The sequence below is a fragment of the Paenibacillus sp. J2R1T-4 genome (assembly GCF_059692235.1).
Genome location: NZ_JCAUBA010000004.1, coordinates 330,595 through 348,661, shown reverse-complemented (window position 1 = coordinate 348,661; position 18,067 = coordinate 330,595). Strand labels below are relative to the sequence as shown.

Annotated in this window: 16 protein-coding genes and 1 other annotated feature; of the genes, 6 read left to right on the top strand and 10 right to left on the bottom strand. The window is 48.4% G+C overall.

The genetic code is table 11. The annotated features are described in order from the left end of the window. Positions 1-88: 88 nt before the first annotated feature. Positions 89-1,195 carry a YheC/YheD family endospore coat-associated protein gene (locus AC58QD_RS10470; RefSeq protein WP_497332791.1) on the top strand — a complete coding sequence of 369 codons (1,107 nt, stop codon included), beginning with the start codon at positions 89-91 and terminating at the stop codon, positions 1,193-1,195. Between the two features lie 70 nt (positions 1,196-1,265). On the opposite strand, the gene AC58QD_RS10465 is transcribed toward AC58QD_RS10470, so the two are convergent. Together AC58QD_RS10465 and AC58QD_RS10460 are read right to left on the bottom strand one after the other, a co-directional pair. After that, positions 1,266-2,141 carry a YheC/YheD family protein gene (locus tag AC58QD_RS10465; RefSeq protein ID WP_497332789.1) on the bottom strand — a complete coding sequence of 292 codons (876 nt, stop codon included), beginning with the start codon at positions 2,139-2,141 and terminating at the stop codon, positions 1,266-1,268. Positions 2,142-2,250: 109 nt separating this feature from the next. Then, the gene (locus AC58QD_RS10460; protein ID WP_497332787.1) at positions 2,251-4,059 is read right to left on the bottom strand and encodes a peptidoglycan D,D-transpeptidase FtsI family protein; all 1,809 of its coding nucleotides are present in this window, start codon (positions 4,057-4,059) and stop codon (positions 2,251-2,253) included. Between the two features lie 134 nt (positions 4,060-4,193). Between AC58QD_RS10460 and AC58QD_RS10455 the strand changes: the two genes are divergently transcribed. Continuing rightward, positions 4,194-4,931, top strand: a complete 738-nt coding sequence (locus AC58QD_RS10455) for a YwaF family protein (RefSeq protein ID WP_497332785.1) — start codon at positions 4,194-4,196, stop codon at positions 4,929-4,931. Positions 4,932-4,967: 36 nt separating this feature from the next. Here the strand turns inward: AC58QD_RS10455 and AC58QD_RS10450 are convergent, their stop codons facing one another. The 3 genes from AC58QD_RS10450 to infC all read right to left on the bottom strand — a co-directional run bounded on the left by AC58QD_RS10450 (position 4,968) and on the right by infC (position 7,603). Next, positions 4,968-5,807, bottom strand: a complete 840-nt coding sequence (locus AC58QD_RS10450; protein WP_497332783.1) for a tetratricopeptide repeat protein — start codon at positions 5,805-5,807, stop codon at positions 4,968-4,970. 9 nt (positions 5,808-5,816) lie between these two features. Further along, positions 5,817-6,818 carry a DoxX family membrane protein gene (locus AC58QD_RS10445; protein WP_497332781.1) on the bottom strand — a complete coding sequence of 334 codons (1,002 nt, stop codon included), beginning with the start codon at positions 6,816-6,818 and terminating at the stop codon, positions 5,817-5,819. A 311-nt stretch (positions 6,819-7,129) separates the two neighbouring features. Beyond that, the gene (gene infC, locus AC58QD_RS10440; RefSeq protein WP_497332779.1) at positions 7,130-7,603 is read right to left on the bottom strand and encodes a translation initiation factor IF-3; all 474 of its coding nucleotides are present in this window, start codon (positions 7,601-7,603) and stop codon (positions 7,130-7,132) included. Between the two features lie 63 nt (positions 7,604-7,666). Between infC and yxiS the strand changes: the two genes are divergently transcribed. Both yxiS and AC58QD_RS10430 read left to right on the top strand, forming a co-directional pair. Next, positions 7,667-7,978: a protein YxiS gene (gene yxiS, locus AC58QD_RS10435; protein WP_497332777.1), complete on the top strand. Its 312-nt coding sequence runs from the start codon at positions 7,667-7,669 to the stop codon at positions 7,976-7,978. A 38-nt stretch (positions 7,979-8,016) separates the two neighbouring features. Further along, entirely contained in the window at positions 8,017-9,804 is a 1,788-nt protein-coding gene (locus AC58QD_RS10430) for a winged helix DNA-binding domain-containing protein (RefSeq protein WP_497332775.1), read from the top strand. 578 nt (positions 9,805-10,382) lie between these two features. Here AC58QD_RS10430 and tyrS read toward each other — a convergent pair. The 4 genes from tyrS to purM all read right to left on the bottom strand — a co-directional run bounded on the left by tyrS (position 10,383) and on the right by purM (position 14,764). Further along, the gene (tyrS, locus tag AC58QD_RS10425; protein WP_497332773.1) at positions 10,383-11,672 is read right to left on the bottom strand and encodes a tyrosine--tRNA ligase; all 1,290 of its coding nucleotides are present in this window, start codon (positions 11,670-11,672) and stop codon (positions 10,383-10,385) included. Between the two features lie 62 nt (positions 11,673-11,734). Continuing rightward, positions 11,735-11,976 (bottom strand) — a binding site (T-box leader). A gap of 119 nt (positions 11,977-12,095) precedes the next feature. After that, entirely contained in the window at positions 12,096-13,334 is a 1,239-nt protein-coding gene (locus tag AC58QD_RS10420) for an aspartate aminotransferase type Ic (protein WP_497332771.1), read from the bottom strand. 164 nt (positions 13,335-13,498) lie between these two features. Continuing rightward, positions 13,499-13,648: a lmo0937 family membrane protein gene (locus AC58QD_RS10415; RefSeq protein ID WP_497332769.1), complete on the bottom strand. Its 150-nt coding sequence runs from the start codon at positions 13,646-13,648 to the stop codon at positions 13,499-13,501. Positions 13,649-13,729: 81 nt separating this feature from the next. Further along, positions 13,730-14,764: a phosphoribosylformylglycinamidine cyclo-ligase gene (gene purM, locus AC58QD_RS10410; RefSeq protein ID WP_497332767.1), complete on the bottom strand. Its 1,035-nt coding sequence runs from the start codon at positions 14,762-14,764 to the stop codon at positions 13,730-13,732. 110 nt (positions 14,765-14,874) lie between these two features. Here purM and pdxR point away from each other — a divergent pair, with 110 nt between their 5' ends. Continuing rightward, positions 14,875-16,344, top strand: coding sequence for a MocR-like pyridoxine biosynthesis transcription factor PdxR (gene pdxR, locus AC58QD_RS10405; protein ID WP_497332765.1), 1,470 nt, complete (start codon positions 14,875-14,877; stop codon positions 16,342-16,344). Between the two features lie 81 nt (positions 16,345-16,425). On the opposite strand, the gene AC58QD_RS10400 is transcribed toward pdxR, so the two are convergent. Then, positions 16,426-16,695 (bottom strand): YqkE family protein, encoded by a 270-nt coding sequence (locus AC58QD_RS10400; protein WP_497332763.1) that lies wholly within the window; start codon positions 16,693-16,695, stop codon positions 16,426-16,428. A gap of 237 nt (positions 16,696-16,932) precedes the next feature. On the opposite strand from AC58QD_RS10400, the gene AC58QD_RS10395 reads away from it, so the two are divergent. Further along, positions 16,933-18,045 (top strand): RNA-guided endonuclease InsQ/TnpB family protein, encoded by a 1,113-nt coding sequence (locus AC58QD_RS10395; RefSeq protein ID WP_497332895.1) that lies wholly within the window; start codon positions 16,933-16,935, stop codon positions 18,043-18,045. Positions 18,046-18,067 lie beyond the last annotated feature (22 nt).

Below are 18,067 nucleotides of genomic sequence, written 5' to 3'. Positions count from 1 at the left end.
TCGATTGTGCCTTTAGGCCTTTGACAGCGTCAAGACAGGCCATTCTCCGCATATGGTAGAACAAAAAACGTGAGCAGGTGAACAAGGGATGGCTTCCCCCGTTAGAATCGGCTTAATGACGAATTCAGTTGCATCCGCTGAACGGTTCGGGCGGTATGCTCGAGCCGCTCTGGCTGAAGGGTTCGATGAGGTTGTGCTGTTCGCTCCTAATGAAGTTAACTTGGTGCAGCGTCACATTCATGGATGTGTTTATCGTAGGGACGGAACCTGGCGGAGACAAGTCTCCCCTTTTCCTAACATCAATATAGATATTGGGTACTATACCTCACCTCGGAACGTCCGAAATGCTATTCGTGTCAAAAACATGCGCTCTATGCCATTCACTGGTTACGGCTTGGGAAACAAATGGAAAATCCAGCAGCATCTAATGGAATCGCTGGAGTTGGCGCCTCATCTGCTGCCAACTGCACCTATGAAGGCTATGCCCGATATCCTTGCATTCCTGGAACAGCATAAGGTGATAATGTTAAAGCCCATTAACGGTAAGGGAGGTCAAGGGATCATCCGGCTATCTGCTTCATTGTCTCCCGCGGATGGGAAGCCGGGTAAAGTTGGGTATCATGTAAAGAACAACGATTCGAAGCTGACCTTCTCCACAAGAAATGCCGTTGCAGTATACTTGCGCAGGATTATGATGCGGGGACCGCATCTGATGCAGCAATGGATCGATATTCGCAATACACAAGGTCAAGTGTATGATATTCGAGCGTTGGTACAGAAGGACGGAAAGGGAATTTGGCAGTTGGCCGGGTTGGCGGTCCGTGAGGGCCAACGGAACAAGATCACGTCCAACCTGAAGACCGGAGGTCAAGCTTATGAAGCTTGCGCCTACTTGAAGAGCCAGTTCGGCGAGGAGCGCGGTTCATTCTTGACGGAATCTGCCCGAGCTCTAGCTGCTCACATTCCGCTTCATCTGGAAGCCTCATACGGAATCCGCTTATCAGAGCTCGGTATTGACTTGGCGGTTGACCGCGATGGCCGCCTCTGGCTGTTGGAGGTTAATATCAAACCTGGGAGACAGGTCATCCATCGGGTATATGGCCCCAAAGCTTATCAACAATGCTTCAAAACTCCATTCCTCTATGCGCGATACTTGCTTCGCAGTCGAGATGGTGAAACAGCAAGACCTGGTTAACTGGCCAAATCCATTTGTGAAGAAACAAAGAGGAACCGTCCAAGTGTGGGCGGTTCCTCTTTGTATTGCTTCAATGCGGCCTTGTGTTCACCTCGAAGATCCAGATCATCCCGCTATGATCGATTCCATAATCGAACCCGAACTGTCCAACACCAGGAAACGTACGTTCCAGCATGGCAATGCAGAGCCGGGTCAGATTACGCATCTCCCGCTTCTTGCCTTTAACCGATGAAGCGGACAAGGAAAGGCGTATTCCTTGCGCAGATGTCAGCAATGTCCCCCCTTTACACAAGTTAGTTACGAATAACCCTGGTCTAGCCAACCGTCCTACCATGGCTGTGGTAACCCAGCCTTTCTTCTCACGCACCATCTTTACCCGATAATCGATTGGTCGGCCATTAATGGTTGCAAGTGAAATCCCGCGTTGGATCAAGTATCTGCGTTTGCCTTTAATTCGACGCAGCGCGGCAACCAGCGCATCGAACTTCACAAACCTGCGAATCAATTGGCGATATCGCATTACGTAATGACCCTCGTTCCTGGTGATCATGATCAAACCAGAGCCGCCCGTTCCAACGACAGGCTTCAGCACCACTTTGTTATAAGCGGACAGCATCGAAGACAGGTCGCCAGAACTATATATTCGTGTATCGGGAATATGCCGAGCGACCCGCGGATCTTGACGAAGCACAGAAGTCTTTAGCCATTTACTTGCCACATGACGAGAGATCGTGGCTTGTAATTGGGGATTCAAATTCAAGATAACTGGTTCGCTCAGGGAGCTCAAGGATACCTCTGCTGTATATTCGGTTGGAATGATATCCGTTTCTTGAACAACCGTTTCCATTGACGCAACAGCATCTGTATTTGTTGGCATAGATACTGCAGCGGATGACTCTGCAGTAGAATCATGCGTAGCGATGACACTGTTCGTGCCTTCCTCCATAAGTTCCCCTCCTTGAACATTTGCTAAGCAGTCCTAATGTGCATACACCTTGCTATAGCATATTCGCGGAAAAGGCGCTTTTCTTGTTTGTTTGTCCCGAGACATTCGCTTATATTGGACGTTCTGCCAAAGCATCCATAACATCACGGAACACGGTTACCGCCTTCCCGCCTTCTAGTTCAGTGGCACCCGCAACTACAACGGCTATTGCATATTTGGGCTGCTCCGTCGGACCATATCCGATGAACCATTGATTCACGGCTGCCTTACCTTCGACAGTTACTTCCGCAGTACCTGATTTGCCTGCCAGATTCCACTTGGCTTGCTTCAGCGCTTGACCCGTTCCTTCTTCAACAACGTCTTGCATCCATGCTGTTATTCGCTTAGCGGTACCCGTTGATATTCCATCTTTGCGTGATACTAGCACCTGCTCGGGAAAAGTCCGGGCAGTGGAGCCGTTGTGAAATTGAATGCTCTGTACCGCACGCGGGCTATATACCTCTCCGCTATTAAGCAAGGTGACAACCATATTTGCCGCTTGTAACGGGGAAACCAAGACATCCCTCTGCCCTATGGCCGTCTGCACTCGCACACCCTCGTCCTCAGACGGGATACGTCCAGCGAAGATTTGTCCCCTTTCTTCTGAGTCGAACTGAGTGAATATCGCTTTTCCCCGCTTATCGTCACTCCATCCGATCAGGCGGTCAAAACCGAGCTTATCCGCATAATTCTGCATTTGGCTTCCTGTTAATCGCTCTGCTAAACGAGCAAATGCAACATTGCAGGATACCGCGAAGGCTTCCTGCAGTGTTATGCTCCCATGACCCGTCCTTAGCCAGCAATGGAAGCCGTATTTGCCAAGCGAGCCGTTACACAGAAAATGCTCATGCAGATCAACCACCCCTTCCTCCAAGGCAGCGGCTGCGATTACGGTTTTGAAGATAGAGCCAGGTGCGAATGCTTTCAACGCCAGATTCCCCCAATTTCCTTCAGCCGGATTCACTTGATTGGGGTTATAATCCGGTCTGCTTGCCATTGCCAACACATCGGCATTAGACGTATCCAGTACAACAACTGCTCCTTCACGAACTTGGTGTTTGGCTAGAAGGCGCTCAATCTCTTGCTGCAAAGGCAGATCCAGTGTCGTGATAACCTGCAAGGGATAATATGGGTTGTTCGGAGTAACTTGCCTCGTTTCTAGTCCTGAGAGCGGCCGATTAGCGGCATCGGTGAACTGACTGATGGATGTATGACCAATACCCTGCAGATAGGATTCCAGCGTCTTCTCGAGACCCGCCACCCCGATTTTACTATTCATGGACAGCCGACCTGTCTGAAGCTCTCTGGCATACAATTGCTCCATACGCTCTGGATTCTCACCAACATAGCCAATCAAATGTTTGGCTGATGCATTCGCCGGGTAACGGCGCACGGTGTGTAATACTTTGATACCAGGTAAGGCTAGCTCTGTAATTTTCTTAGTCTGTTCGACGGTCAATGCCTTAGGTTGACCCGATAATCCATCTAACCATATTTGGGGCTGCAGAAGCCCGTTATAGAACACTTGCCAAGCCTCTTCCGTGGACCCCAGCCATTGGATAAGCCTGCGTATATCGCCTTCCCGCCCTGCAAGCTGAGCTTTCATAGGAAAGGCAACGAGCGCCTGGATCGTCTCCCCTGTTATTGAAGCGCCATGGCGATCATAGAATTGCCCACGCCCGCTGTCCAGCTCAACCCCGGTTTCCCTTTGTGCTACTGAATTCTTCACCAGATCTACGTCACGTTCGGAATAACTCGCCGTATCAAGCACTTGAATATGGAATAGCTTCCAAGCTAGAATCGCCATTAATGATACAAGAAACAGTAAGCCAATGAACACTCGTCGTTTTAACAGGGTCTCGGGCTGCATGCTTTTCATTTACGTCTGACCTCCACTTGTACAATACCGTATAGCGTTCAGTATGAACCTAAGGAAGCGAAGACAAACCAACCGTTCCCTGCTAAAATAACAATATATTGAAGCTACCGAAAGTTGGAGGTGGACTGCTGCTGATGCGATCGATTTTTGATGCCAATGAACCTAATTCCTTTCAGGCTTTTTCGACCTCACATTGGATAGCTTTATTAATATTTGTCATTGGGGTCCTATTGTTGTATTTATTGCGGAATTGGTTAAAAGGGGAAAGCAGGAGCAAGGTTGTCCGTTATGGGTTGGCGCTTGTCCTGGTGCTGTCTGAAGTGTCCCTGAACGTATGGTATGTGGCGGAGGGTGTGTATAGGGTCAAGGATACACTGCCGCTTGAGCTATGCAGCATTTCCTTATATTTATGTGTGTTTATGCTGCTTTTCCGCAGCCGATCTCTGTTTCAAATTGTTTATTTCACGGGAATTGGCGGGGCCCTGCAGGCACTGTTGACTCCTGTACTTGGCTATCCTTTTCCTCATTATAGGTTCATTGAATTTTTCATAGCGCATATTACGATTATTATTGCCGTGTTATTCATGGTATGGGTGGAGGGGTATCGTCCGACGCTCAAATCCGTAGCTATTACAATGGGGTTCCTGAATGTAATGTTGGTGATTATCGTAGGGGTGAACTACTTAACGGGCGGGAACTACATGTTTCTCGCACGCAAACCGGATACGGCCTCTCTGCTGGACGTTCTGGGACCGTATCCGTGGTATTTGTTATCGCTAGAAGCTGTTGCGCTTGTACTATTTTTGCTTTTATATGCTCCGTTCTCATGGAGTCGTCGATCCGGCGCTGCTAGTCCTTCCAGAAACAATTAAAGAGTTCTGCTTGCCAAACGGAACGGGTACACATTCTCAAGCGTTAAATGTTCCGGCGGTTTTCAAACGAGCAGCCTCCTGCTCGAGCTCTTCACGAGTCAATGGGGAGAGGAAAGAAATGTCCTTTTCAAGCGCTTGGTTGATTTGTTCCACAGCCGCTTCGTGTTCCCCTCGATCGTTCAGAGTCAGTGCATAGTAATAATAGGGCTCCGCATACCGCGGAGATTTGGGGATCAGCTTCTGATAAATTTCATGCGCCTTGTCAATCTCACCCAACAAATAATAGTTCAAAGCCAAGTTGTCCATAATCGTAATATCATCGGGATTATACGAATAGGCTTCCTGATTAATAGTCAAAGCTTCGTTCAGATCGCCATGCAATATTTTGAGAAAACCCAGATTCCCATAAACCAACGTATTCTTGTATTGTTCGAATACTTCTTCGAGCAAAGCTACCGCTTCGTCTTTTTTCCCTTGCAGCCAATAACATGTAGCTAGATTGCATTTGGCTTGCATGAGGGTCTCTCGGTTGCTAGATTGTTGTAACAGCTTACTGAATACTTCTTCGGCTTGCGAACGCTCACCTGACCTCATCAGCAAATAACCGAAAGCAATTTTGTGCTTGTCCGGACACGGCTTGCATCTGGTCGCTTTTTGGTACCACTGGAGTGCTTGTTCCGTCTCTTTATTCATGAATGCTCTATTGCCGCGAAAGGCATAAATATTAGAGCGGGAGGTGTACAAAGCAAAACCGATTAAAAGCAGGATCACACCCACTCCGAGCAAGACATGGACCCGAAATAAAGTATAAATCACGATAAACAGAATCAAAACAATCAACAGAGGCTTCCAAAGTGCTTTCAACAAAGGTATCATTCGTTCCTCCTAAGCAAATCGATAATAAATCAATACAAATGTAGACAATACGAACAAAAAGTTAAGCGATACAAAGATGATCTGATCCCGCTTCTTGTCATGCATCTCAACAGGAGGTCTGTAAAAGCTTACGCCCTCGATAATGAAAATTAGCAGAATGACATGAATCATGAAGTGACCGACCAGCTCCGTCATTCCGAACAACATCGTAGTAGATACGAATATTCCTGTTAAAACAAAGGACAGCAGTCTATTAAGAATACCCACTACCAGAAGATAACCAACTACGAATTCGATAAAAGCAGCCATCACAACAAAAGCTTCCGGGGCGAAACCAAATGTCGGTACACCATGGTTTTCAATAATATCAAGCGCCATCGAGGGGTATACCCATTTCTCGACCGCAACCCAACATAGTGAAAGTCCAGTGCTTAAATACAAGATCGGAAAACCCCAGCGCTCCACCTTCGTTTTGTCGAGCAGCAATACACAAACGATCCCCAAGTAGAAGCCATAATCCAGCATGTGGAATACGCCCGCCATTGTCGTCAGATTCACCAATAGCCATAACGTAACAAGTGCTGCAGCCTTGGTCGCAATATGATGCGGAATGAGGAGCAGTACAATCGATGCCCATAACAAGGTTTTATCCAGCGCAGTGACTAATTCGAATTCAGGTACGAAGAGAGAGCCTGTGAAAAATTGAATGAGCAATGCAGCAACCATGCCGTATTTTAATAAGTATACCGAATATTTACGCAGCTCATCCAGCTTATGGTCCACCTTCTGAGAGAAATTCCATTTTGATAGAATCGGTAGGATCTGAGTTAATAAAGCGAGCAGTATGGCTGTAAAAATAGCTAGTCCAATAAATAAAGGGGAGATGATCGCTGTAATCGTTTCTTTCTCCGGCTCGAGTTCCGTAAACCATTTCACATGCGCCTCAGCCACCGATTCCGATAATAGGAATCCAATCAGACTCATCAAGAGGAGGGCAAATCCTTTTCTCATAGTAGGTTCCTTTCTGTATCTATTTCTATATCAATTCCACAATAGGCATGAAAACCCTTTTCATCTCAGGTGTGCACTCCCTGTCATGAATGAAAATGTAATCTGTGAAACTAATAATCAAGAAAACTAGTAATCAACGAAACTATAAGTCAATGAAACTAATAATCAAGAAAACTGTAATCAAATTGAAATGTTGTTTTCATCTCTCTATAACATTAATGGTCTATACTAGACCTTGACCCCCTTTTTAATATAGTTTCACCTTAAGACCCATGGCCCGTTGCTGTGGGTCTCTTTGTTTCTGTCGAGAGTCAGACCGGGTCTAGCTGGACCGCTGCTTGTTTCCCGCTAAGTTGGATGCCGGTTTTTCTGCGTCCGAATTGGGACAGGTCCTTAAGTAACGCTTCCAGCAGTTCTTTGGCTCTCGCCCCTTCCTTACCTTGAATTCGCACCACGAATAATACAGCATCGCCGGATTTAAGGATTCGCTCCGCTTGCTGTCTCTTCGTCTCATAATCATGATCTTCAATATTCGGGGTGAGTCGAATTTCTTTCAGTTTAGGCTCGCTTTGTTTCTTTCGCTCTTGCTGAGCTTCCTGCTTGGCGGCGCTTGCTCCGATTAATCGGCATGGCGGAGGGCTGCTCATGAGTGATGTACAGACCAGGTCCACCTTGAGTTTTCGGGCCATAGCAAGAGCTTCGGATGTCGCTACAATCCCTAAGGCTTCACCTTTTAGACCCGTGAGTAGAACCTCGGCTGCCTTGATCTGCTCGTTCTTAATCATTGTAGAACCCCCTATTGTTTCGCTATAATGAACCCATATTACCGCCAATGAGGAGATTATTCAATGAACCGTAAAGAAATCGAAGAACAAGTTATCCGTAATTTTCAGCGAGATGAGCAAATGATGATCATGGTGTTCGCCCAATGGTGTGTCAATCATGGACTCGATCCCGCTCTGATCTATGCCCGCGCTTATCCGCAACAGAACGCTAATGCCGCCCTACAGCAAGCGATTGAGCTGACTGTACCGCCTGAGGAGGCGGGTGAAATAACCGTAGAAACTTTGCTCGGCGTACTGTCGCTCTATGATAATGAGGAGTTAGCTTCTATTGTTACGGAGGAATTAAGAGCTCAATTGAAGGACAAGAAGGCGTGAGCGGGCTTGGGTGAGCGAAGTATGGAAAACAATTGGGTATGGAAATGGGTGTGAATATGGATTTGGAGTCGGATGTGAGGGCGAAGGCGGGGGCCGAGGTGAAGACCGATGCGAAGGCGAAGGCTGAGGCGGAGGTGAAGGCTGAGGCGGAGGTGAAGGCGGGGGCGAAGGCTGATGCGAAGGCGAAGGCTGAGGTGAAGGCTGAGGCGGAGGCGAAGGCTGAGGTGAAGGCGGAGGCGAAGGCGGAGGCGAAGGCGGAGGCGAAGGCTGAGGCGGAGGCGAAGGCTGAGGTGAAGGCTGAGGCGAAGGCTGAGGTGAAGGCTGAGGTGAAGGCGGGGGCGAAGGCGGAGGCGAAGGCGGAGGCGGAGGCGAAGGCCGAGGTGAAGGCTGAGGTGAAGGCTGAGGCTGAGGCGGAGGCGAAGGCTGAGGTGAAGGCTGAGGTGAAGGCTGAGGTGAAGGCAGAGGCGAAGGCTGAGGCGGAGGCGAAGGCTGAGGTGAAGGCTGAGGTGAAGGCGGAGGCGAAGGCAGAGGTGAAGGCGGGGGCGAAGGCGGAGGCGAAGGCGGAGGCGAAGGCGGAGGCGGAGGCGAAGGCGGAGGCGAAGGCGGAGGCGAAGGCGGAGGCGAAGGCGGAGGCGAAGGCGGAGGCGAAGGCGGAGGCGAAGGCTGAGGCGGAGGCGAAGGCTGAGGTGAAGGCTGAGGTGAAGGGCGATGACAATAACAGCCCTGCTGTGTTAAGCCGCAGGGAGCTGAATCGGGCATTGCTTGCGCGACAGCTATTGCTGCGCCGCGCTAAGGTGACCGCCCACGATGCGATCCAGCATCTGGTCGGTCTGCAGGCGCAAGCGCCCAACCCGCCCTATATTGGGTTATGGGCGAGGCTTAAGGACTTTCATCACGAGGAGTTGTCCGAGATGATTCGGGATCGTCGAGCGGTGCGCATCGCGCTGCAGCGTTCGACGATTCATTTGGTGACCGCGCGCGACTGTCTCGCGCTGCGTCCCGTGCTGCAGGCGGTTCATGACCGCAGCCTGCAGAGCAGCTATGGTCGACAACTCGCAGGAGTCGACCTGGAGGCGCTCGGAGCAGCGGGACGAGCGTTGGTTGAGGCGCAGCCGCGAACGTTCAGTGAGCTTGGCAAGCTGCTTGGCGAGCGGTGGCCGGGCCGCGACCCGCAAACGCTGTGCAATGCCGTGCGAAGCCTGGTGCCGCTCGTGCAGGTACCGCCGCGCGGCATCTGGGGCGCCAGCGGGCAAGCGGCGCACACTTCTGCCGAGCACTGGCTCGGCCTGCCGCTCTCCTCCTCCGCCGATACGGAGGAGCTGCTCTTGCGTTACTTGGCCGCGTTCGGGCCGGCCACGGTCAAAGATATGCAGGTGTGGTCAGGACTGACCCGCCTGCGTGATGTTGTTGATCGGCTGCGCCCGCAGCTGCGGACTTTTCGCGATGAGCAGGGCAACGAGCTGTACGATGTGTTTGATGCCCCGCTGGCGAGCAGTGACACTCCTGTGCCGCCGCTTTTTATCAGTGAGTTCGATAATATGCTGCTGTCTTACGATGACCGTACCCGCATCATAGCAGACGAACATCGTCCTCTCGTTTTTACGGAAAACGGCATAATTCGCGCTGCCATTTTGTTGGACGGCTTTGTTAGCGGCATTTGGAAAATTGAAATTAAGCGGGGAACAGCTACACTGAACATTCAACCGTTTGAAACTATTAAAGGGCTAGATCGTGAAGCCTTGATCGAGGAAGGCCATCGTCTTCTGGCTTTCGCCGCGGATAAATCAAAATCGCACGAAATTATTTTTAGTGACACAAATCTTTAATTCAGTTCTTTGCACTGTCAGCAACTAATATGCTCTTTTCCATTTGTGTGGATCTCAAGGTACCGTGCCGCACTTTAACGGATGGCCACTCCACTGCTAAAATGCTGTAGACATATGCATCTTGATATAACCGTCACTTAATATCCGATTTCCCTAACAACCCAACTTAACTAAATTTGGTCACTTGACGGAATTTAACACGGTTTTTCCTTGTTATTTCGCGAGATTGGCCTCATGGACGGAATTTAACACGGTTTTTCCTTGTTAATTTGTAAGTTTGGCCTCATGGATGGAATTTAGCACGGTTTTTCCTTGTTATTTCGCAAGGCTGGCCTCGACGGCTAATTTTAACACGGGTTTCCCGTGTTATTGTGAATGTCTGGCCCAAGTGTTCCGTTGTTCAAGTGTTCGGTTGTTCGGTTGATCGGTTGTTCGGTTGTTCGGTTGTTCCGTTGTTCAAGTGATCGGTTGTTCGGTTGTTCGGTTGTTTGGTTGTTTGGTTGGACGTAGCCCCATAATGGGGCTGCATAAAAAGAAGCGGCTGCAAAGTATAACCTTCGCAACCGCTTCATGTACCTCTATTCGAACTTCACCAGGTAGTAGTTCTTCTTCCCGCGGCGAAGCACGATGTACTTCCCGTGGAGTCGATGTTCTTTGCGAAGCACAGTGTCTATGCCGGTCTGCTTCTCCCCGTTCACATGAACAGCACCGCTCTCGATGTCCTGCCTCGCCTGCCGGCGAGAAGGAGCAGCCTGTGCAGCGAGAAGCAGATCAATCAGACCTGTTTCTTCCGCGTTGTCGAGCACGGTTGTTGGCATATCCTGTAACGCTTCGATCAACTCACCTTCGCTAAGCTGCGTTACATCTCCAGAGAACAAGGCTTGCGTAATTTTCTCCGCACTCTCCACCGCCTCAGGTCCATGCACTAACCGAGTCACCTCTCGTGCAAGCTCCCGTTGAGCGGCGCGCTTCTCTGGACTTTCCTTCAGCTCTACCTCTAACGCTTCGATCTCCGCACGAGTCAAGAACGTGAAGTACTTGAGGAATTTCACTACATCTGCATCATCGGTGTTGATCCAGAACTGGTAGAACTGGTATGCCGACGTCTTGTTGCGATCCAACCAGACAGCTCCCGCTTCGGACTTACCGAACTTCTTCCCATCGCTCTTCGTAACCAGAGGCATTGTCATCCCGTAAGCGTCACCGCCGCCAAGCTTTCCAATCAAATCAAGTCCTGCTGTAATGTTCCCCCATTGATCGCTGCCTCCTACCTGCAAGGAACAGCCATGATCTACATGAAGCTTGTAGAAATCGTAAGCCTGCAGAATCATGTAACTGAATTCCGTGAATGAGATACCGTTCGCAAGCCTGGAATCGACTGAATCTTTACCTAACATGTAATTCACGGTAAAATTCTTGCCCACATCACGCAGGAAGGAAATCGCATCAAGCGGCGCCAGCCACTCGTAATTGCTTACCAGCTTCGCTGGATTATCGTTCGAATCGAAATCAAGGAATCGGGAAAGCTGACCTTTCAGGCTTTCCGTCCATTGAGCCACAGTCTCATCCGTGTTGAGTGAACGTTCCGTTGAGCGGCCGCTTGGGTCCCCTATCAGCCCGGTACCCCCGCCGACCAGAGCAATCGCGGAATGTCCTGCCAGCTGGAAACGGCGCAAACAGAGGATCGGCAGTAAATGGCCGATATGCAAGCTATCCGCTGTCGGATCGAAGCCGCTATACAACACAACACGTTCATTTTGCAGCTTGTGATTAAGCCCATCGCGATTGGTCATCTGATAGACGAATCCACGGTATTCCAAATCCTCCAATAGTTCAGTAGTGGTCGGATTCACAACAGGTTCTGTCATCTCCATCTTCTCCTCCAAATAAGTTATACTTTCTACGCAAAAAAGACCCGCCCCTGTCATTAGACAGGGACGAGTCATCGCGGTACCACCCTAATTGAACATGCGTGCACATAGACATTGTGCGAGCATCTTCCACTCGTATCGGATAACGGCCGATGACCGTCTTGCCCTTCCGCAGCAGCTGCGGTTTCGGAACAACAGGCTCCAGGATGTATTTCGCCTTCGCTCTAGTATCGGCTTGCACCACCGCCGACTCGCTGGGACTTAGATAACGAGTGCTACTTGTTCCCTTCAACGCGTCTTGAAATTTCAATTGCTTTGTTAAACGTTATACCACGTTCAAGGCTTTGTGTCAATTTCTTATGACATGTCTGACGTGTCTGACATGTCAGAGGTGTCTTCCCAGAAGAATTAGGCTATTGCTTATATCTTAGCACTGGCAAGCTTTACACAGAGACATAAAATTTCGATTGCTGTCTTCAATTCGCCAAGAGAAGGCAGCGTAGGCGCAATACGTATGTTACGATCCCGCGGATCGTTCCCGTGCGGATAGGTCGCACCTGCGGATGTCAGCGTCACTCCCGCTTCCGCAGCTAAGCGAACGACCTCCTTAGCACAACCATCAAGCGTATTCAGGCTAATGAAATACCCGCCGTTCGGTTTATTCCATGTGGCCAGCCCACTGCTGCCAAGCTCCGATTCAAGAATCCCCAATACCAGCTCAAACTTGGGATTAATAATGGCAGCATGCTTTTCCATATGCGTCTTCAACACTTCCATATCCTTGAAAAACCGCACATGCCGAAGTTGATTGATTTTATCAGGGCCAATCGTCTGATTCGACAATTGTTTCCGAATAACTGCCAAATTATTCTCACTAGCTGCCATCATAGCAATACCAGAGCCGGGGAAGCTGATTTTCGAAGTGGAACCATAAATAAACACGCGATCCGTATGATCTACTGCTTTGCACGCATCGAGCATATTTTTCAAATGATCTTGATTAGCAGTCAAATGGTGCACCGTGTAAGCGTCATCCCAGAACACTCGGAAATCACTGGCGGCGGTCCGCATACTGGCAAGACGATCCACAACATCATCCGAATACGTGATCCCATCCGGATTGCTGTATTTGGGAACACACCAGATTCCTTTGATCGAATCATCCCCAGCTACTAGCTTTTCAATGGTATCCATATCTGGACCGTTCGTCGTCATGTCCACCGTGATCATCTCAATACCGAATAGCTCACAAATTGCAAAGTGGCGATCATATCCAGGACTCGGACAAATGAACTTGACCGTTGGCAGCTTGCCCCAAGGAATGGTGCTTCCATAAACTCCATGCAGCATAGCTCTTGCAATGGTGTCGTGCATCATGTTCAGGCTTGAATTGCCGCCAATCAGCACTTCTTTTGTACTAACTCCGAATAACTCTGCAGCGAATTTCTTCGCTTCGGGTATCCCGTCTAATCCACCATAGTTGCGAATATCTGTCCCATCCAGCGCCTTCATACTATCCCCTGATTGCACAATATCCAACATCCCCAGGGAAAGGTCCAATTGTTCCTCACAGGGCTTGCCGCGAGACATATCCAGCTTTAATTTTTGACTTTTATACGCATCGTATTGTTCTTGTAATGGATTGTAAGTCATACTCATGATGAAGCCCTCCCTAATAATGGTTGCAGTACAAGTATTCTTCAACTAATCTCTGTTTCCTTCACATTGCAACAATTTAAGCAAGCGAACGCAAAAACAAGCCAACATCTCGAAGGATGCCAGCTTGTTTCTGTTAGACATATTTAGTAACTCAAAGCAAGTATCTATCGACTACTTCTTCTGCCAACTACCAGATTGTAGACCAGTGCAATTAAAGCTATTACTAGCAAAATGTGAATCAAATTCCCAGCGATGTCAAAGGAAAGCCCCAACACCCAGAATAGAAGTAGTATCGCAAATACAGCCCATAACATACAAACACGCCCTTTCTGAATGTAATAATTATTTCATAGTTGTTTGTACCCCATTCCCGATAATCTTAAACATTTGCTAGTTTAGCCTCGCTCAAATCTAACGTCCTGCCCTCCTTCCACAATCGTACCGATGATGTATGATTCGCACCCTCGCTCTGCAAGATGCTCTCTTATCTCCGGAATACGATCTGGCTCCGCGACTAGTGTAATGCCGACTCCCATATTGAAAGTTCGCAACATATCTTCATCAGGGACATTCCCGTAGCGTTGGATAATGGCAAACACTTCTGGAACTATTAATTTACTTAAATTCACAGAAGCAGCAGTGCCCGGAGGCAGGATCCGGTTCAAATTTCCTTCTATTCCTCCCCCCGTAATATGAGCAAGTCCATGCAGACCAGGAAGACGGAATAAATCCTTAAGCGCTTGATAATAGCACTTATGTGGTCGAAGGATGACATCAAGGAATGGTTCACCCTCTACATCTAGCTCCAATAGGTCTGGATATTCCTCTAAAAACCTGCGAACAAGGGAGTATCCATTCGTGTGAAGTCCATTTGAAGCAATGGCCAGAACGGAGTCTCCAACTTGAATCTTGCTCCCGTCAATAATAAATTCATGATCTACAACCCCCAGGATACTTGCATTCAACAGGTAGCTTCCTTCTGGCAGCACCTTAGGCTGCTCTGATGTTTCCCCGCCGACCAGACTGCAATCTTGCTCCCGACATGCTTCAGCCAGATGTCCAACTATCGAGACAACCTTGTCCTTCTCGATTCGCCCGCATACAATAATATCCAACACCGCTTCAGGCTTCGCACCCATCACAGCAATGTCGTTAACAAGGTGATGAATAAGGTCGAAGCATATATTACGTTCCCGATTGTATTGGAAAGCGAGTTGTTGTTTGGAGCCGGGCTCTTCTGCTTTCAATACCAATACAGGTTTTGTATATCCTTGAAAATCAGCAGCAAACAAGGCAGCAAATGCCCCAGGCTTGTTCAGAACACGGTTGTCTGCTGTACTTAACCGTTGTGTCATTTCAAACTTCGCTTGATCCGCGTTAGCAATATTGACGCCAGCGTCTTCATAAGTCATTCTCTTCTTCTTATTCAATATAATCCACCCCTTCACAACAGATATAGTACTGATTATAAAGAGGATTTGTCATTATTGAATGCACAGAATATGATAGATCTTAATGACAGATGAAGGAGGATTTCTCTGTGTTGATTCCGCCATCTTTGCGTGAGCATTCAAGTGAACCGATTTATATGCAAATTTATCATTTTTACAAGAAAGGCTTGCTTAGCGGTCAAATCAAGCCGCATTCCAAGCTCCCCTCGATCCGGCAACTTGCCCAGCATCTGAATACAAGTCGGAATCCCGTAGAAACTGCCTACGCCCAACTAGTTGCTGAAGGGTTCATCGGCGGAAGGCCGAAGAGCGGTTACTATGCTATGGAGTTAGAGCTGTTGCAGCCCCTCGATGCACAAGCAACAACGGATGATTTTCCTATCTCGAAAGATGAAGCTCCCCTAAACGATAAGTGCCCAGTTCCAACCCTTATCGGATTCGATTATGATCAAACCGCAGTTGAATATTTTCCTCTAGCCAAATGGAGAAAGTATACGATGATGACATTACAGCCATCAGACTACAGCTTATTGGAATATGGGGATCGCAAGGGCGAGCCGCGATTGCGAGCGCTTATAGCTCAATACGTACGTCTGAATCGAGGAGTAGCATGCGAGCCGGAGCAAGTTCTAGTAACTGCCGGCACCCAACAGTCCGCTTCCTTACTATGTTCTCTGCTTCAGAAGGACTATCGTGTTATAGGCGTGGAGCAGGCCATGCATCCTGGAGTACTGCAGGTATTCCAACTGCATTTGAACCCAACTCCCCTTACTCTTGAACAGGATGGACTTTGTGTAGATCAGCTGTGCCAGAACAGATCCATTCGTGCCGTTTATGTCACTCCCTCTCACCAATTTCCATACGGGATGACGATGTCTGCTGCCAAACGATTGAAATTGCTGCATTGGGCGAAGCAAACGAACGGAATTATTATCGAGGACGATTATGATTGCGATTTCCTGTATGAAGGTAGACCCATCCCCGCGCTGCAAGCCTTGGATACTGCTGGTTCTGTTATTTACCTTGGCACCTTTTCAAAAGCGCTAGCCCCTGCCCTGCGACTAAGCTATATCATCCTTCCTCCTGGTTTATTGAAAAGATTTGAACATGAATTCCCTTATTACGATCAGCCCGTATCCCGTTTGACTCAGAAGACGATGGAGTTGTTTATGGAGCAAGGCCATTTTGACAAACATGTTCGAAAAATGCGCAAAGTATACAAACACAAAAGGGAAACGTTACTGGATGTTATTCATTCCAATTTGGGTGATCGTGTCGAGCTTTCTGGAACCGCATCCGGATTGCATGTAATAGTTAAGATAAGGAGTGAACGATCCACAGTGGAGTTAATTCGACTTGCCGCTCAATCCGGCGTCCGTGTGCATGCTGTTTCTGACTATGAAGCACGTCTGCATGGAGATCAACTTGAGTCGATTAAGCAAGACGAAGTACACAGCTTCTTACTGGGATTCGGGGGGCTATCATCCGCTCAAATCAAAGAAGGTATCTCCAGAATTGCTATAGCATGGGAGATACATTCCACGCAAGAACGAAACTGACTCACATACTTCCTCCACCCCATATAAAAAGCAAAAAGCACTTTCCCCTTGTACAAGGTGAAAGTTGCTTTCCGTTGTTTCTTACGATTTGAATTTTTTCCAATCAATGCTGCTATTATTGAGCAAATGCTCAAAATCATTCTCAAGCCGTTTCAACTCAGCCTTACGGGCATCTTCTGCTGCTTTTCGGATGTCTTCCTTGCGCTTAACTTCCTCCGCCTTCATCCCATCGGAATGCGCCTTCAGCTTGCTTACCACCTCTGGGCTTAACAGATCCTTCAACGTGGCAGGCTTGTCCTCCTGAGCGTCTTTTCTGTTACTGACAGGGGCTGTTGATTTTCTTTTTTTCATGACTTGCGTAAAGGACACTCGTGACTTCAGTCGCGAGAGGAATTTACGTGCATTTCTGCTCGCATGTTCATATCACGATCCTTTACTGCCTCCCTTTGTATTATTTTCTACAAAAACGATTTTCACCGACTTCCAATACGAACAGATGTTGGTATGATGGAGTCATAAGAACTTTTGCACGCCTTGTTTCCACTATCCTTATTCTAGCGAATCGTGGTGAACCAGTGGATGGAGAAGGTGACAGTTACATGTACCGCCAAAGTGAAACTTAATCCAACTGCCGAGCAGATGGAGCGAATGCTACAGACCTTATGGGCGTATCGGCAGGCATGCAACTCTATCTCTCAGCTTGTGGTTAAGACGAAGATGCTTTCATTGGTATCCCTGCACAAGCAGGTCTATTGTGAATTGCGTGCTGTTTTTAACCTGCGCTCTCAGATGGCTCAGTCCGTCTTGAAGACCGTTACGGCAAGGTACAAAACCTTAATCAGTAACAAGCACCCTTGGACACGTATTGTCTTCAAGAAACCGGAGTACGATCTTGTCTGGCACCGTGATTATTCGCTGAGCAAGCAGATGCTCTCCATCAACACCTTAGAGGGTCGTATCAAGGTGCCCTTTGAAATGAAAGGGATGGAAGCTTACTTTGATGGGTCTTGGACCTTCGGCACGGCGAAACTGATCACCAAACGCGGGAAGTGGTTCCTGCATATTCCGATGACGAAAGAAATTGAAAAAACTCCGCTGCAGTCGATCGATCAAATTGTCGGGATTGATCTGGGCATCAATTTTATCGTAACAAGCTATGATACAGCAGGTAAGACAACGTTCTATCCAGGTAGAAAAGTCAAGGACAAGCGTTCAAGGTATAAGGATTTGCGCAAGCAACTGCAACAAGCGCGTACCCCTTCTGCTCGCAGAAAGCTCAAACGGATCGGAGAACGAGAAAACCGCTGGATGACGGATGTGAATCACCGCATCGCGAAGGCACTCGTAATCCAGTATGATCTAACGACGCTATTTGTTGTAGAAGATTTAACAGGTGTTCGCACAGTCACAGAACGTGTTCGAGTCAGGGATCGCTATGAGACGGTATCATGGTCTTTCTATCAATTGCGAAAGATGATCGAGTACAAAGCCGCCCTCCGAGGAGCAAGAGTGATAGCGGTTGATCCTCGGTACACGTCCCAGGCCTGCCCCAAATGTGAGCATACGGCGAAAGCGAATCGGAATAGGAAGAAACACAGCTTCTGTTGCAGGGAATGCGGCTACCGATCGAATGATGATCGGATTGCAGCCATGAATCTTCAGCTCAAGAGAATGAAGTACCTCGCTGAAGGGATTGTGTAGGTACACCTATACAGTTGGGCAG

What these genes read in the sequence shown, in the direction of transcription:
- AC58QD_RS10420 (WP_497332771.1), bottom strand. Translation starts at nt 13,334, where the DNA reads ATGAGTATGACTTACAATCCATTACAAGAACAATACGATGCGTATAAA.
- yxiS (WP_497332777.1), top strand. Translation starts at nt 7,667, where the DNA reads ATGAACCGTAAAGAAATCGAAGAACAAGTTATCCGTAATTTTCAGCGA.
- AC58QD_RS10430 (WP_497332775.1), top strand. Translation starts at nt 8,017, where the DNA reads ATGGAAATGGGTGTGAATATGGATTTGGAGTCGGATGTGAGGGCGAAG.
- AC58QD_RS10465 (WP_497332789.1), bottom strand. Translation starts at nt 2,141, where the DNA reads ATGGAGGAAGGCACGAACAGTGTCATCGCTACGCATGATTCTACTGCA.
- AC58QD_RS10415 (WP_497332769.1), bottom strand. Translation starts at nt 13,648, where the DNA reads ATGTTATGGGCTGTATTTGCGATACTACTTCTATTCTGGGTGTTGGGG.
- AC58QD_RS10445 (WP_497332781.1), bottom strand. Translation starts at nt 6,818, where the DNA reads ATGAGAAAAGGATTTGCCCTCCTCTTGATGAGTCTGATTGGATTCCTA.
- AC58QD_RS10400 (WP_497332763.1), bottom strand. Translation starts at nt 16,695, where the DNA reads ATGAAAAAAAGAAAATCAACAGCCCCTGTCAGTAACAGAAAAGACGCT.
- AC58QD_RS10455 (WP_497332785.1), top strand. Translation starts at nt 4,194, where the DNA reads ATGCGATCGATTTTTGATGCCAATGAACCTAATTCCTTTCAGGCTTTT.
- AC58QD_RS10470 (WP_497332791.1), top strand. Translation starts at nt 89, where the DNA reads ATGGCTTCCCCCGTTAGAATCGGCTTAATGACGAATTCAGTTGCATCC.
- infC (WP_497332779.1), bottom strand. Translation starts at nt 7,603, where the DNA reads ATGATTAAGAACGAGCAGATCAAGGCAGCCGAGGTTCTACTCACGGGT.
- AC58QD_RS10450 (WP_497332783.1), bottom strand. Translation starts at nt 5,807, where the DNA reads ATGATACCTTTGTTGAAAGCACTTTGGAAGCCTCTGTTGATTGTTTTG.
- tyrS (WP_497332773.1), bottom strand. Translation starts at nt 11,672, where the DNA reads ATGACAGAACCTGTTGTGAATCCGACCACTACTGAACTATTGGAGGAT.
- AC58QD_RS10460 (WP_497332787.1), bottom strand. Translation starts at nt 4,059, where the DNA reads ATGAAAAGCATGCAGCCCGAGACCCTGTTAAAACGACGAGTGTTCATT.